At 73.0% G+C, this 14,290-nt stretch carries 13 protein-coding genes; 8 read left to right on the forward strand and 5 right to left on the reverse strand.

What is annotated here, in order from left to right:
* Positions 1-42: 42 nt before the first annotated feature.
* The 4 genes from ASF58_RS17210 (at position 43) to ASF58_RS17225 (ending at position 6,178) form a co-directional block, all read left to right on the forward strand.
* On the forward strand, positions 43-768 hold the full coding sequence (locus tag ASF58_RS17210) for a uroporphyrinogen-III synthase (protein WP_055955129.1): 726 nt from the start codon (positions 43-45) through the stop codon (positions 766-768).
* A gap of 129 nt (positions 769-897) precedes the next feature.
* Positions 898-3,135: a hypothetical protein gene (locus ASF58_RS17215; RefSeq protein WP_055955133.1), complete on the forward strand. Its 2,238-nt coding sequence runs from the start codon at positions 898-900 to the stop codon at positions 3,133-3,135.
* 135 nt (positions 3,136-3,270) lie between these two features.
* Complete coding sequence (locus tag ASF58_RS17220) at positions 3,271-4,902, forward strand: heme biosynthesis HemY N-terminal domain-containing protein (protein ID WP_055955135.1); 1,632 nt, start codon at positions 3,271-3,273, stop codon at positions 4,900-4,902.
* Positions 4,903-5,053: 151 nt separating this feature from the next.
* Complete coding sequence (locus ASF58_RS17225; RefSeq protein ID WP_055955138.1) at positions 5,054-6,178, forward strand: DUF2336 domain-containing protein; 1,125 nt, start codon at positions 5,054-5,056, stop codon at positions 6,176-6,178.
* A gap of 45 nt (positions 6,179-6,223) precedes the next feature.
* Here ASF58_RS17225 and ASF58_RS17230 read toward each other — a convergent pair whose 3' ends face one another.
* From ASF58_RS17230 to ASF58_RS17240, 3 genes are all read right to left on the reverse strand, one after another.
* Positions 6,224-6,565, reverse strand: a complete 342-nt coding sequence (locus ASF58_RS17230; RefSeq protein ID WP_055955141.1) for a DUF1491 family protein — start codon at positions 6,563-6,565, stop codon at positions 6,224-6,226.
* 31 nt (positions 6,566-6,596) lie between these two features.
* Entirely contained in the window at positions 6,597-7,325 is a 729-nt protein-coding gene (locus ASF58_RS17235) for a peptidoglycan-binding domain-containing protein (RefSeq protein WP_055955144.1), read from the reverse strand.
* Positions 7,326-7,414: 89 nt separating this feature from the next.
* Positions 7,415-9,355, reverse strand: coding sequence for a PAS domain-containing sensor histidine kinase (locus ASF58_RS17240; RefSeq protein WP_055955474.1), 1,941 nt, complete (start codon positions 9,353-9,355; stop codon positions 7,415-7,417).
* 321 nt (positions 9,356-9,676) lie between these two features.
* Between ASF58_RS17240 and ASF58_RS17245 the strand changes: the two genes are divergently transcribed.
* Genes ASF58_RS17245 through ASF58_RS27535 form a run of 3 tightly spaced genes read left to right on the forward strand, consistent with a single transcriptional unit; the run spans position 9,677 to position 11,217 of the window.
* Complete coding sequence (locus ASF58_RS17245) at positions 9,677-10,012, forward strand: hypothetical protein (RefSeq protein WP_055955147.1); 336 nt, start codon at positions 9,677-9,679, stop codon at positions 10,010-10,012.
* A 39-nt stretch (positions 10,013-10,051) separates the two neighbouring features.
* A complete protein-coding gene (gene cydB, locus ASF58_RS17250; protein WP_055955150.1) occupies positions 10,052-11,098 on the forward strand; it encodes a cytochrome d ubiquinol oxidase subunit II in 1,047 nt (348 codons plus the stop codon).
* On the forward strand, positions 11,095-11,217 hold the full coding sequence (locus ASF58_RS27535) for a hypothetical protein (RefSeq protein ID WP_280137553.1): 123 nt from the start codon (positions 11,095-11,097) through the stop codon (positions 11,215-11,217). The genes cydB and ASF58_RS27535 overlap by 4 nt, the downstream gene beginning before the upstream one ends.
* Positions 11,218-11,391: 174 nt before the next feature.
* On the opposite strand, the gene dgcA is transcribed toward ASF58_RS27535, so the two are convergent.
* Together dgcA and dgcN are read right to left on the reverse strand one after the other, a co-directional pair.
* Positions 11,392-12,378 (reverse strand): N-acetyl-D-Glu racemase DgcA, encoded by a 987-nt coding sequence (gene dgcA / locus ASF58_RS17255; protein WP_055955153.1) that lies wholly within the window; start codon positions 12,376-12,378, stop codon positions 11,392-11,394.
* On the reverse strand, positions 12,375-13,406 hold the full coding sequence (gene dgcN / locus ASF58_RS17260; RefSeq protein ID WP_055955155.1) for an N-acetyltransferase DgcN: 1,032 nt from the start codon (positions 13,404-13,406) through the stop codon (positions 12,375-12,377). Before dgcN ends, dgcA begins: the two co-directional genes overlap by 4 nt.
* Positions 13,407-13,591: 185 nt before the next feature.
* Between dgcN and maiA the strand changes: the two genes are divergently transcribed.
* Positions 13,592-14,236: a maleylacetoacetate isomerase gene (gene maiA, locus ASF58_RS17265; RefSeq protein WP_055955157.1), complete on the forward strand. Its 645-nt coding sequence runs from the start codon at positions 13,592-13,594 to the stop codon at positions 14,234-14,236.
* Positions 14,237-14,290: the final 54 nt, after the last annotated feature.

Below are 14,290 nucleotides of genomic sequence, written 5' to 3' on the forward strand. Positions count from 1 at the left end.
GACCGGCATGGATGGGGCGGGGTTCTGGGAGCGCGAGGCGGAATGCGGATCTGGGTGGCGCGGCCGGAACCGGGGGCGGCGCGAACGGGCGCGCGCCTCGCCGCCCTGGGACACCGGCCCCTCGTCGCCCCGGTCCTGGCCGTCGAACCGACGGGGATCGACCTGCCCGCGGAGGCCTTCGCCGGCCTCATCCTCACGAGCGCCAACGCGGCCTCCGCGCTAGCACCGGAGGATCGCGCGCGCCTGCGCACGATCCCCACCTTCGCAGTGGGCGCGCGGACCGCCGCCGTGGCCCGTGCTCTGGGCTTCGCGGACGTCCGCGCGGCGGAGGGCGACGCCCATGCCGTCGCCCGGCTGGTCCGGGAGTCCCTGCCCGAGGGGGCGCACCTCGTCCACGCGGCGGGGGCCGAGCGCAAGGCCGAACCCGCCGCTTCCCTGGTCGCGGCCGGATACCGCCTCACGGTGCGGGAACTCTATGTCGCGCAGGTGGTGGCGAGGCTGCCCGATGCGGCGGCGGATGCCCTCGCGGCCGGGCGCCTGGACGGGGCGCTGCACTATTCCCGGCGCAGTGCGCAGGCGGCACACGATCTCGCCAACGCGGCCGGGCTCGGCGGAGCCTTCGGAGACCTGACGCATTACTGCTTGTCGGCCGATGTCGCCGTGCCCCTGGTCACCGCCGGGGTCGCGGTCCATTTCGTGCCCGACCGCCCCGGAGAGGACGCGCTCCTCGCGGGATTGCCGGCCCCCGGGCCAACAGGATTTCGATAAGGGCCTCGCTCCGGCGGCGGCCCTGGTGCTAGGACGAGCGCAAGAAGCTGCGCCGCCAGCCTCGACCCACCGGGCGCCGGATGCGCCGAACGGGCCGGGCGGCGGGAGACGGGAAGGGAGCCTTGAACCGTGAAACCACCCAACAGCGACGCCAACCGTCCGGGCTCTCCCACCGGCAACCGGCCGGCCGAGCCCGGCAAGCCCGGCACGCCGGGCGGCTCCGTTCCGCCGAAGGTCGAGACCTCGACCAAGCCGGGTCAGCCCGGCAGCACTCCGGGGACACCCCCGAAGGGTGAGCCGGTCACGGAAGGGACGAAGACGGATGCCGTGAAGACGGAAGCCGCCAAGGCCGCGATCCTCACCCCCGACGCCGCGAAGGCGGACGCCGCCAAGTCCGACGCCGTGAAACCCGATGCCTCCAAGCCGGACCTGACCCGGCCCGATCCGCTGGCCGTCGGCTCCGCGAAGACCGATGCGATCAAGGCCGACGCGCCGAAGCCGGACGGCCTCAAGCTCGATCCCTCGAAGCCCGACGCTTCGAAAAGCGATCCCGCGAAGCCCGACGCTTCGAAGACCGATCCGTTCAAGGCCGAGACCGGAAAAACCGAGCCGCCCCGACCCGGCGGGTTCGCCGGAACGCAGCCCGGCGCGCGTCCGGGCCAGTCGGTGACCGACGGTCCGATCATCGACCTGAAGGCCAAGCGCATGCCGGATCCAGTACCGCCGGCGAAGCCGGCCGGTGCTGCCGGTGCTGCCGGTGCTGCCGGTGCTGCCGGTGCTGCCGGTGCTGCCGGTGCTGCCGCAGGGATGCCGGGCAAGCCGGCGGACGGCAAGACCACAGACAGCAAGACCGCGGACAGCAAGTCCGCGGACAGCAAGCTCTCAGATTCGAAGGCCTCCGCGGAGCCTCCGAAGGCCGGTGGTCCGACGACACCGCGCATCACCCCGGCCGCCGCGACCGCACCGGCCGCGTCCACCGGGGCCGGCTTCGGCTCCCTTGTCACCGCCGGCCTGCTCGGCGGCGTGGTGGGGGCCGGCCTCCTGTTCGGCGTCGCGCGCAGCGGCCTGATGGCGCCGGGCGAGGATGCGCGCATCACCGCCCTCGACCAGCGGATCGCCGCCCTCGCCCCGAAGGATGCGGTGGCGGGCCTGGACAAGCGGGTCGCGGCGAACGAGGCGGCGCTCAAGGCGGTTCCGGAGGCGGTGTCGGCGGCACGCCAGGCCCTCGAGAAGGCGAACGCGGCCCAGGGCGGCGCGCCCGCTCCGGTCGAGGGAGCGCCGACCGCGGCGGCAGCCCCGGCCGCCGTGCCGGCCGATCTCGTCGCCCGCCTGGATGCCCTGGACCAGCGCGTCTCGGCGCTGCAGGAAGAGCCGGGCCGCGACCAGGGCTCCGACGCGCGGATGGCGGTCACCCCATCCGCAGGACCGCAGCTCGCCGAGTTGCAGCAGCGCCTGAAGACCGTCGAGGGCAAGGTCGAGTCCGCGCCCAAGCCCGCCGCGCAGCCCGACCTCGCTCCGAAGCTCGCCGCCCTCCAGGGCGACGTCGAGGCCAAGACCAAGGCCAATGCCGAGGCGGCCCAGGCGCTGAGCCAGAAGGTGGCAGCCCTCCAGCAGTCGCTGGACGCCCGCGTCCAGGCCGCCACCGAGGCGGTCCAGGCCGCGACCCAGGCGAGCGAGAAGGTCGCCGACGCGAACAAGACCCAGGCGGCCGAGACGGCCAAGGCGGTGGAGCGCCAGCTCCAGGCCCAGGCCGACAAGATCGCCGGCCTCGACAAGGCCGTCTCCGAGCGGGCCGAGACCGCGACCCTACAGGCCGCCCTGCGCGTCGTGTCGGCCGATCGGATCGTGACCGCCCTGAACACCGGAGCCCCCTATGCGGACGCGCTCTCGGCCCTGCGTGGGCTGGAGCCGGGCGACCCGGCCCGCCTCACGGCGGTGGCGGCCTTCGCCGACAAGGGCGCGCCGACGGCCCGTTCGCTCGCGGCCGAGTTCCGTCCCATCGCCGAGAAGATCGCGGCGAAGCGCCGGGCCGCCCAGAGCAAGGCCGTGGCCGAGACCGGTGACATCGGCACCAAGCTGATGAGCATGGCCGAGTCGATCGTCCAGGTCCGGCGCGTCGACAGCCCGGCCGCCGGCGGCAACGGCACCGCGCAGGCCCCCGACACCACCCCGAAGGTGCAGGACGCCCTCGACCGCGGCGCGATCAAGGAGGCAGCCGAAGCCTTCGCGGCGCTGCCCGAGGCGGCACGGGCCGAAGCCGGCGATTTCGGCACCAAGCTGGCCTCGCGTGCCGCCGCCGGCGACGCCGCCCAGGGCCTGCTCGCCGACGCCTTCAAGGGCCTGCCTGCCACCGGCGCCTCCCGTTGAGCGTGCGGCCGCGCGCCCTGCCCTCCGGCGGACTGCGCGGCCACCCGGATTTCGCGCGGGAGCGCCGAACGCTCCCGCCCCCGACTCTCGGTGTCGCCGGACCGGCCGACGCCACTCCCAGGAGTTTCTGATCTCATGTGGCGCGCCCTCGCCTTCCTGGCCCTTCTCGCGGTTGCCGCCTATGGCGCGACCTGGGTCGCCGACCATCCCGGCACCGTCACCATCGTGTGGAACGGCTACGAGGTGGCTACCAGCCTGGCCATCGGGCTGATCGGCGTCCTGATCGCCGCCATCCTGATCGGCTTCATCTGGGCCATCGTGCGGGGCTTCATCACCCTGCCGGAGACGCTGGTGCGCGGCTCGCGCGACCGGCGCCGGGCCAAGGGCTTCTCGGCCCTGTCCCGCGGCATGGTCGCGGTGGGGTCGGGCGATCCCCTCGCCGCCCGCCGCCACGCCAACGATGCCGAGCGGCTGCTCGGCGCCGAGCCCCTGACCCTGCTCCTCAAGGCCCAGGCCGCCCAGATCTCCGGTGATCGCGAGGCCGCGGAGCAGGCCTTCCAGCGCATGGTCAACGACCCGGAGACCCGCGTGCTCGGCCTGCGCGGCCTGTTCGTCGAGGCCCGCCGCCGCGAGGACGACGCCTCCGCCCGTGCCTACGCCGCCGAGGCCGCCCGCCTCGCACCCAGCGTCACCTGGGCCAACGAGGCCGTGCTCGAGGCGCAATGCGCCGATGGCGACTGGAGCGGCGCCAACGAGACCGTCGAGCGGCGTGCCTCCCTCGGCCTGATCGAAAAGGCGACCGCCCGGCGCCAGCGCGCCGTCCTGCTCACCGCCGCCGCGCAGGAGCGCGAGGCCGGCGAGCCGGAGGCCGCCACCGAGCGTGTCCTCAAGGCGGTCAAGCTCGCCCCCGACCTCGTCCCGGCCGCGGTGCTGGCCGCGCGCCTGATGGTGCGCCGGGGCGACCTGCGGAAGGGCGCCAAGATCATCGAGGCCGCATGGCGCGCCGGGCCGCACCCGGACCTCGCCAAGACCTACCTGAACCTGCGCACCGGCGATTCCGTCCGCGACCGCATGGCCCGCGCCGAGACCCTGGCGAAGATCTCGTCCTGGCACCCGGAAGCACGCCTCGCCATGGCGCAGGCGGCCTACGAGGCCCGAGAGTTCGGCCAGGCCCGCGACGCCCTGGCGCCGCTCCTGGCCGACCGGCCCACGGTCCGCGCCTGCCTGACCATGGCCCGCATCGAGGAGGCCGAGCACGGCTCCGGTTCGGGCCGGGCCCGCGAGTGGCTCTCCCGCGCCGCGCATGCCCCGCGCGATCCGCTCTGGATCGCCGACGGCATCGCGTCCGAGACCTGGGCGCCCGTCTCGCCGGTGAGTGGCCGCCTCGACGCCTTCGTCTGGAAGACCCCGACCGAGCTCATCGCCGGTCCCGAGGCGCCGGACGACACGGACGAGACGGCCCCGGAGGGCGCTCTCGCCGGTCCGACGGCCGCCCCTGCGCCGGCCACCACCGCGATGCCGATGCCGTCGGCGCCGTCGAAGGCGGATGGCGCGGCCGAGCCGAAGCCCACGACGGTGCTGTTCCCGTCCACCACCAAGGAGACGGCACCGGTGGCCGCCGGAATGGCGGCCGCCGCCGCGCCGTCCGCTGCGGGCAATGCGTCCCCGGCCGCGGCCGCGGGGCCCCTCGTGGCCAAGTCGCCGACCCCCGTGGTGTTTCCGCCGCCGAAGGCCGGCGAGGGCACCCAGCCCCGCCGCGCCGGCTGATCGGCGAACGTCGCCCCGGGCCCGGTTACGTCACCGGGCTCCGGGCCAGCATGGCGCATGCAGGGACGGTTCCGAGCGACCGTCCTTAAAGGTCGGTTCACGCAATTCCGCTAATCCTCCCGATCAGCGAGTTCTGCGTAACCGAAGTGCCATGTCCCCATCTTTCGACGATGCGCCGGACCTCTCCGGCCTGATCGAATTGTCGCGTCTCGACAACCTCGATCTGAAACCCGTCATCCTTCGGGTGCAGACGGATCTCTTTCTCTCGGCGGTGGTCCGGGACCGGAAGACGCTCGCGGCCTTCGCCTCCCTGGCCGGGGGATTGATCCCGATCGTCGATGCCGAGACCGCCGAGATCGTCGCCCGCAAGCTCGCGCCCTTCCCCGACACGCCGCCCGCCCTCCTGGCCGCCCTGGTGGAACGCGGCGGCGGCGCCCGGGACGCCGTCATCGCCCACGCGCCGATCCTGACGCAGGCCATGATCCAGGCCGCCCTGGCCGAGGATGCCGAACTCGGCCCTGCCATCGCCACCCGGCACGACCTCAGCCGCGCCACCGTCCTGGACCTGATCGGTCGCGAGGATCCGGCCATCGACCGGGCGCTGGCCGCCAATCCGGCCGTAGCCCTCCAGGGCGAGATGCTGGCCCGCATCGTCGCCCGGGCCCGCAAGATTCCGGACCTTGCCCGGGCGCTCCTCGCCCGTCACGACCTCGCCCATGCCGACGTGGCGCCGCTGTTCCTGCTGGCGGACGAGGCCCGCCGCGAGGCGATCGGTCACGCGATGATGGCGACGGCGGCCCTGCGGCCGGCCCCGCCGGCGCCGCGCGAGGCCGGTGCCGTGCTCACCGGCTTCTCCGCCCGGGGCGACGTGGCCGGGTTCGTGGCCGCCCTCACCGAGCTGCTCGCCCTGCCCAAGGGCTTCCTCGCCACCACCCCCGATCCGTCGCTGCGCTACGAGCTGCTGACGGTCGCCCTGCGCGCTGCCGGCCTGCACGAGGAGGAGGCGGTCTACATCTACCTCACCCTGAACGAGACCGTGGCCCAATCGGTCGACCGGGTGTTCAACCTGGTGAAGCTGTTCCGCACCCTGCCGCGCGTCGCTGCCCGCGACCTGCTGGCGGCGATCCTCGACTGGACCCCGCCCGAGCGGGCGGCCGGCGCGGCGCACCAGCCCTACCATGCCCCGGACGCGCAGCGCCCCCGGGCGCAGGCTTCGGCCAGCGAGCGCCCGCCCCTGCGCACGCCCCTGCCGAGCCGGCAGCGCCAGGCGAACTGATTCACCCTCGAACCGGCCGCGCGCGAAACGCCCGCGCGAATCCGCCTACTCGGCGAGGTCGAGGCGGTGGCGCCCGGCGCGGTCGTCGATCTCGACGATCCAGAGGTCGTCGTCGAAGCGCAGCTCCTTGCCGAGGCGCACCTCCACGTCGGCGGGCGTGGCCTCGCTGAGCAGGGCCACGAAACGGCGGTCGCCGTCGGATTCGGTGTCCACGAGGGATTGCGGGGCCGGGCCGTAGAGATCGGCGCTGCCGTCGAGGCGATCGACCTTCACGAAGATCGCTCCCGCCTCGGGGGCGCCGCGGCGGCGCTGGACCGCGGCGATGCCCTCGATCCCGAGGCGGCGAAGATGGGCGGAGACCCAGAAATCCGAGCGCAGGCGTGCCATGCGCCGGTCTATAGCACGCCGCCCCGCCGGATCAGCCCCGTGAGGCGCCCGCGCGGGTGGCGAGTTCACGGAAGGTCCGCGTCGAGGGCTCGCCCTTGACCGGCAGCTTGCGGTCCCGCTCGAACTTCTCGATCGCCGCCCGGGTGCTCGCGCCCATCAGGCCGTCGGCCTTCAGCGGCCCGTAGCCGAGCTTGACCAGGGCGCGCTGCGCCTGGGCGACGGAGAGGCCCCCGAGGGTCGTCACCGAGGCGGTGGTCTCCGCACCGGCCGGCTCGCCGGACCGGATGATTTCGCCGATGCCGTCCCGCGGCGCGCGTGCCGCCTCGACCCGGGCCGGGTCCGGCTTCGATGCCTCGGGCTTTCCGGACGCCTCGGGCTTTCCGGACGCCTCAGGCTTGGCGGCCTCCAGCTTCGCGACCGCGGCGGCAGCCGGCTTCGGGGCCTCGGCGGCCCGGGCGAGCGCCGGCTTGGCGGGCAGCTTGGGGAAGATCGGCGCGGGATGGCGGCCCATCTGGTAGCCGAGCGCGTTCAGGCAGATCATCGACACCGCGCCGAGAACGACGGCGACTCCGAGGACCTCGCCGGGATGGCGCAGGATGGCGCGGCCCGCGCCTCCCGCCAGGGCCCCGAACCCCGCCAGACTCCCGAACCCCGCCACGCCGCCGGGGGCCGGCCGACGCCGGGCGACGGGCCGGGCCTCGCGGCCGCGGGACGGAACGATGATCTCTCGCTGGTCGCGGCGTGCTGGCGGCTCGCGCATTCGATCTCCTCAGGACTGTTCGCACCGGCGTCCGGGCCCCGCGCAATGCGGGGTCCGGACCATCCGGTGCCGGCAGGATCGCGGCGCACTCATCCGGCGCGCCGCAGGGGAACGTAGCTCTCGCGCACCGGCTCGGGGCTCGATTCGAACAGGCCCATGGGCCGGCGCATCGGCACGGGTCCGTCGTTTACGGCGGCGACGAGGCTGCCGCCCGAGACCGGCAGGCGCAGGCGGGTGCGGATCGGGGCCGACGGGATGGCGCCGGTGCCGACCCGGCAGGCGCGCGGGAGGGTGACGATGATCGTGGTGCCCTCGCCCCGGGTGCTCTCGATGGTGATGGCGCCGCCATGCAGGCCGACGAGGCCCTGCACCACGGAGAGGCCGAGGCCGGTGCCCTCGTGGGTGCGCTCGTAGCCGCCGGCGCACTGGTAGAACGGGCTGCCGATGCGGGGCAGGTCGGCCTCGCTGATGCCGATGCCGGTATCGGCGACGATGAGGTCGAGGTGCCGGCCCGAGCCGCGCAGGCCGACCTCGACCCGCCCGCCGCGCGGGGTGAACTTCACCGCGTTCGACAGGAGGTTGATGACCATCTGGCGGCAGGCGCGCATGTCGGCGGTGATCTCCACCGGCGTGACGCTGGCATCGCGCACCAGGGTGACGCCGGCCTGGTCGAACTTCAGCTGCATCAGGTTGCAGCAGGTCTGGATCAGGGCCGAGAGGTCGAACGGCTCCGGGGTGTAGTCGAAATGGCCGCTCTGGATCCGCGACATGTCGAGGAGCGTGTTGACGACTTCGAGGAGGTGCTGGCCGGAATTTCGGATGATGCCGGCATATTCCCGCGTGCGCTCGGGATCGGTCACCATCCCGCCCTCCCCCGAGAGCACCTCGGAGAAGCCGATGATGGCGTTGAGCGGCGTGCGCAGCTCGTGGCTGACATTGGCGAGGAAGCGGCTCTTCACCTCGTCCGCGCGCTCGGCCTCTGCGCGGGCCTGTTCCAGCTCCTCGGCGTGGCGGCGGTGCTCGGTCACGTCGCGGGTGACCGCGACGACGCTGGATTGCAGGCGGCCGGCCGTGACCGTCTCCGCCGCCTGACCGTCGATCCGATGAATGCGCATCTCGGCGAAGATCACCCGCGGCGCGGTCTCGCCGCGGGCCGAGGCGACGTCGAGGTGCAGGCGGAACTGGACCCGGGCCGGGCGGCCATGCGCGGCGACGTCGCTCAGGGCCTGCAGCAGCAGGGGGCGGTCGCCCACATGGACGCGCTCCAGCAGGCCGTGGCCCTGCAGGGAGGCCGGATCGGCGCCGAGGAAGCGGGTGGCCGAGGCGCTGGCCTCGAGGACGCGGCCGTTCGGGTCGTGCCAGGTCACCAGGTCGTCGATGGCCGAGAGCAGCATGCGGTCGCGGCGCTCGTTGTCGCGCAGGCGGGCGAGCCAGCGGCCCTCGTGGCGGAAATGCTCGAGGGCCTGGGCCGCGATGTGCCCGATCGCCGTGATGGCGAAGACCGGCATCGCCAGGGCGCGCGACCACTCGGGCAGCGGAGTACCCTCGGCCAGCGGCGGCAGCAGGGCGACCGCGAGGGCCCCGAGGGCCGCGACGATGGCGGCCGCCAGGGTGGCGCGCCGGGAGCCCGAGACCACGGCCTCCAGGGGGATCGCCACCAGCCAGATCGCGGCGGCGGACTCGGCGCCGCCCGTCATCATAGCGAGGCAGACCACCACGCCGGTGAGGCCGGCCGAGGAGATGGCGTGGGCGAGCCAGAGGATGCCGGTGCGGGACAGGAGCACGGCGGCGAAGACGGGCAGCATCAGGCTGGCGATGGCCAGGGCCTCGACGCCGGTGGGCACCCCGCGCAGCACCAGGTAGGGCGGCAGGCCCAGCATCATCATCAGGCCGGTGGCGAGGCGCGAGACCAGGAAGCGCTCGTGCCGGAAGCGCACGCCGCCATCCTCTTTCACCGACTCATGGACGAGCCCCGCGAGGCGGACATCGATGAGGGAAGCCAGGGCACCGTAGATACGCAATACCGACACGCACAGCGCGGACACGGCCCGACGGCCACCCCGACGCCCCTTGGCTCGACGAGAACTCGACTGAGGCCAACTTCGCAGAGCCGACTTAAGCGAGTCTTGCGCTAGACAGTCCGATTGTCTCCGCATGCTTTCCGGGACGTAACTGTCACCGGTCTGTCCGATAGACCTTTTCGGGGCACGACACGAAAAAGCCTAGAATGACACCGGGATAAGCTTGTGTTCACCATTCCGGCGCTTTGCCGGCGGTGCGTCAGGCCCTCTTTACCGCTCGCGCCCGACGGTGCTCGCGCCCCGGCCGGGGCGCGTCCGGGCCACAAACCCATGTCCTTTCTCATCCGTGCCGGTCTGGTCATCGGCGTCCTGTCCTGGCTGGCGCTTCAGCACCAGGGCGAGCCCGCGCCCACACCGCCGGCGGTGGCGGATGCGGCGGCGGAGGCCTGGGACGCCCTGCCCGCGCCCGTGCGCGACGCCGCCCTGCGCGAGGGGGCCGCGGAGATCGGGCGGCGGGCCGGGCAGGCCCTCGCGGCCTCGCCCAGCGGTCGGCCCGCCTCCCGCGACACCCTGTTGGACAGCGACAGAAAAGTCCCGTGGCGGGGCGCGCAAACGCATGCCGATCGCGCTACGGTGGCGCAACGCGGGGAACGCGCGTCCCCGTAAGGGGGTAGTTGGTTCGCGACGCGGCGAGGAATCCAGCGGATGTTCGGCTTCGGGATGGAATACGAGGGCGCCGCCTTCTGGCTGCCCGTGGTCTGGGCGGGCCTGCTGGCGCTCGCGGTGGCGATGTACGTGGTCATCGACGGCTTCGACCTCGGGGTCGGCATCCTGTTCACGGCCGCGCGGAAGGGCAATTGGCGGGACCGGATGATGCTCTCGGTCGCGCCGATCTGGGACGGCAACGAGACCTGGCTGGTGCTCGGCGGCGGCGGCCTGTTCGCGGTGTTCAGCGTCGCCTACGCCATCCTGCTGCCGGCGCTGTACATCCCGATCATCCTGATGTTGATCGCGCTGATTTTCCGCGGGGTCGCCTTTGAGTTCCGGTTCAAGGCCGACCGCTCGCAGTTCGTCTGGGACAATGCCTTCCACTACGGTTCGCTGCTGGCCACCTTCGCGCAGGGCATGGTGCTCGGCGCCTTCGTCCAGGGCTTCAAGGTCGAGGGCCGCGGCTTCGCCGGCGGCACCATGGACTGGCTCACTCCCTTCAGCGTGCTCACCGGCATCGGCCTCGTCTGCGGCTACGGCCTCCTCGGGGCGACCTGGTGCGTGATGAAGACCTCGGGCGAGCTCGAGATCTGGGCCCGGCGCAAGAGCCTGCAATTCCTGGCCGCCACCATCGTGTCGATGGCGGTGGTGAGCGCCTGGGTGCCGTTCCTCGGCCTCGACATCCAGTGGCGCTGGATCGCCTGGCCGAACATCCTCTACGTGGCCCCCGTTCCGGTGGTGACGGCCCTCGTCGCCTGGGGCATTTTCCAGGGCATCCGCAACGGACGCCACGTGGCGCCCTTCCTGCTCACCGTCGCGCTGTTCCTGCTCGGCTTCCTCGGCCTCGCCATCAGCCTGTTCCCCTACATCGTGCCACCGCACTACACGATCTGGCAGGCGGCCAACGCGGTGAGCGCCCTGCAATTCGCCCTCGTCGGCTATTCCGTGGTGATGCCGCTGACCCTGGCCTATACCGCCTACGCCTACTGGGTCTTCCGCGGGAAGGTGGCGGAAGACCTCGAATCCGGGGGCTACGGGCATTGAGCGGGGGCTCATCCGGGGCCAAGGGCCGCCGGCTGCTCTGGTTCGTCGCCTTCTACGCCGCGAGCCTCGTGACCTTCACGGCGCTGGTCTACTTCCTGCGCGCCATCGTGAAGGGGTGATGGGCGCCCGACGGCCCGTCTGCAGGGACCCGTCCGTAGGGGGCCGTCTGTAGTGGCCCTTCGGCCGCAGCCGTTCCGCCCGCTCCGCTTCCCCGAGGCAGACCGGCGTTCCGAGGACCGCTCGGCGATCCGTCCCCGCTGCATGCAGGGACGGATCCGCAGGTCACGCCGCCCTCACCCCCAGAGCGCCGGCTCCGGCGGATGGATCAGGCTGCCCTTGAAGCGCAGGCCCGGCTCCCGGTCGCGGGACAGGAGGAGCGGACCGTCGAGGTCGACGTAGTCGGCGTGGTGGGCGAGCAGCATGGCGGGCGCCATGGCCAGCGAGGTGCCGACCATGCAGCCGATCATCAGCGAGAAGCCCCGCGCCCGGGCCTCGTGGGCCAGCATCACCGCCTCGGTCAGGCCGCCGGCCTTGTCGAGCTTGATGTTGATGGCGTCGTAGCGCCGGCTGAGGGCATCGAGGCCGGCGCGGTCGTGCAGGCTCTCGTCGGCGCAGATCGGGATCGGCCGGGCGATCTCGGCGAGGAGCGCGTCCTCGCCGGCGGGCAGCGGCTGCTCGATCAGGCCGACGCCGGCGGCGACGCAGGCCGCCAGGTTGGCCTCGATCGTCTCCGCGCGCCAGGCCTCGTTGGCGTCCACGATCAGGCGTGAATCGGGAGCGCCCCGCCGTACCGCGGCGATCCGCTCCGGGTCGCCCGTCCCGCCGAGCTTGACCTTGAGCAGGGGCCGGTGGGCGGCCTGGCGGGCCGCCGCCTCCATGCTCTCCGGGTCGCCGAGGCTCAGGGTGTAGGCGGTGGTGGCGACCTGCGGGGCCGACAGGCCGGCGATCTCGAAGGCCGGGCGCCCGAGTTGCTTGGCCTCGAGGTCGAACAGGGCGCAATCGAGGGCGTTGCGGGCGGCACCCGGCTTCATGCCGACCTGCAGGTCGGCCCGGGTCGCCCCCATGGCGATGGCCTCGGCATGGTCGCGGATCAGCGCGACGACACTCTCCACGGTCTCGCCGTAGCGGGCATAGGGCACGCACTCGCCGCGCCCGATCCGGCCCTCCCCGTCCGTGACCGTGGCGACCACCACCACCGCCTCGGTGCGGCTGCCCCGCGCGATGGTGAAGGCCCCGGCGATCGGGAACGTCTCGACCGCGACGTCGAGGTGCCGGGTCACGCGCTCGCCCCCGTATGGGCCGGGGGAAACTCGGAGACGATCCGATCGACGATGGCCTCGACGCCGAAGCGGACCGGGTCGGTGGCCGGCAGGTCGTGCTCGCGGGCGAGAGCGGCGAGCAGCGTGCGGGCCGCCCCCTCCTCCAGGTCCTGCGTGTTGACGGCGATGCCCACCGGGCGGATGTCCGGGTTCGTCAGGCGCCCGAGCTGGACGGTGAGGTCGATGACCTGCCGGATGGTGGGCAGCGGGTGCTGGACGCCGCGCATGGTCGTGCGGGTCGGCTCGTGGCAGACCACGAAGGCATCGGCCTGCGCCCCGTGCAGCAGCCCGAGGCTGACGCCGGCGAAGGACGGGTGGAACAGTGAGCCCTGGCCCTCGAGCAGGTCCCAGTGCTCGGGCGCGGCCGCAGGGGCGATCCACTCGACGGCGCCGGAGATGAAGTCGGCCACCACGGCGTCGATGGCGACGCCGCGCCCCGAGATGAAGACGCCGGTCTGGCCGGTGGCGCGGAAATCCGCGTCGAGGCCGCGCTCCCGCATGCCGCGCTCCAGGGCGAGCACGGTGTACTTCTTGCCCACCGAGCAGTCGGTGCCGACGCTGAGCAGGCGGCGGCCGGGCCGCCGCGTGCCCTTGCCGGTGGCGAAGGTCTCGGCGGTGTGCCGCACGTCGTGCAATTGCCGGCCGTGGCGCTCGGCGGCCTCGGCGATCGCCGGCACCGCTCCCAGGCGGGCATGCAGGCCGCTGGCGATGTCGAGCCCAGCCTCCAGGGCCGCCACCACCTCGGCGACCCAGTGCTCGGGGAGGATGCCGCCCGCGTTGGCGACGCCGATCACCAGGGTGCGGCAGCCCTGCGCCACGGCCTCCGCCAGGGTGAGGTCCGGAATCCCGAGGTCGGCGGCGCAGCCGGGCAGGCGCAGCTGGCCGACGCACCACTCGGGGCGCCAGTCCTTGATGCCGTAGGCGGTCTTGGCGGCCAGGCGGTCGGGCACGTCGCCGAGGAACATCAGGTAGGGCGTTTCGATCTGCATCGCGTCACTCATCGGCCGAGGATGAACACCTCGTCTCCTCCTATGCGCGATGATCACGGCGCTGCCAAATCGTGCATCCGACGGGCCTTCGCCGGCAGAACGGGCTTGCGGGCGAGCGCGATGTCGGGTGTGGTCCTGGGCGCTAAGAGACGGATAAGACTCCGCGAAGAGGAAACGTTGCGCGCATGAAGATGTACGGCAATTGGCGCTCGGCCGCAGCGTTCCGGGTGCGGGTGGCCCTCAACCTCAAGGGCATCGCCTACGAGGAGATCTTCCTCGACCTCGATGCCGGCGAGCAGTTCAAGCCCGACTTCCTCGCGATCAATCCGCAGGGGGCGGTGCCGGCGTTCTTCGATGGCGACGGCCCGCCGCTGATCCAGTCCCTGGCCATCCTCGACTATCTCGAGGACATCCATCCGGCCGCGCCGCTGCTGCCCGACGAGCCGCGCGCGCGGGCCCGCGCCCGCTCCCTTGCCCAGGTCGTCGCCTGCGACACCCATCCGCTCTACGTGCCGCGGGTGCGCAACTTCCTGATGGAGACCTACGACCTGCCGCGCGAGCGGATGCTCGACTTCGTGCGCCACTGGATGGCGACCGGGCTGAAGACCCTGGAGACGCGCCTGACCCGGGAGCCCGGCACCGGCCGCTACGCCCAGGGCGACGCGGTGAGCCACGCCGATCTCTGCCTCGTCAGCCTGTGGGTCGGCACCGGCATCTTCGGCGTCGACACGGCGCCCTTCCCCACGGTGCGCCGGATCGCCGAGGACTGCCTCGCCCAGGACGCCTTCGCCCGGGCCCATCCCCTGCGTCAGCCGGGCGCGCCGGCGTGATGGGAATGGCGGTCGATTTACAATCCTTCTAAGCTGAACACCGGGATGACGATG

Source organism: Methylobacterium sp. Leaf125, assembly GCF_001423085.1.
Taxonomy (GTDB): Bacteria; Pseudomonadota; Alphaproteobacteria; order Rhizobiales; family Beijerinckiaceae; genus Methylobacterium.

Coding starts and splice junctions, on each gene's coding strand:
- dgcN (WP_055955155.1), bottom strand. CDS start 13,406: ATGCAGATCGAAACGCCCTACCTGATGTTCCTCGGCGACGTGCCCGAC.
- ASF58_RS17245 (WP_055955147.1), top strand. CDS start 9,677: ATGTCCTTTCTCATCCGTGCCGGTCTGGTCATCGGCGTCCTGTCCTGG.
- cydB (WP_055955150.1), top strand. CDS start 10,052: ATGTTCGGCTTCGGGATGGAATACGAGGGCGCCGCCTTCTGGCTGCCC.
- maiA (WP_055955157.1), top strand. CDS start 13,592: ATGAAGATGTACGGCAATTGGCGCTCGGCCGCAGCGTTCCGGGTGCGG.
- ASF58_RS17210 (WP_055955129.1), top strand. CDS start 43: ATGCGGATCTGGGTGGCGCGGCCGGAACCGGGGGCGGCGCGAACGGGC.
- ASF58_RS17220 (WP_055955135.1), top strand. CDS start 3,271: ATGTGGCGCGCCCTCGCCTTCCTGGCCCTTCTCGCGGTTGCCGCCTAT.
- ASF58_RS17235 (WP_055955144.1), bottom strand. CDS start 7,325: ATGCGCGAGCCGCCAGCACGCCGCGACCAGCGAGAGATCATCGTTCCG.
- ASF58_RS17225 (WP_055955138.1), top strand. CDS start 5,054: ATGTCCCCATCTTTCGACGATGCGCCGGACCTCTCCGGCCTGATCGAA.
- ASF58_RS17230 (WP_055955141.1), bottom strand. CDS start 6,565: ATGGCACGCCTGCGCTCGGATTTCTGGGTCTCCGCCCATCTTCGCCGC.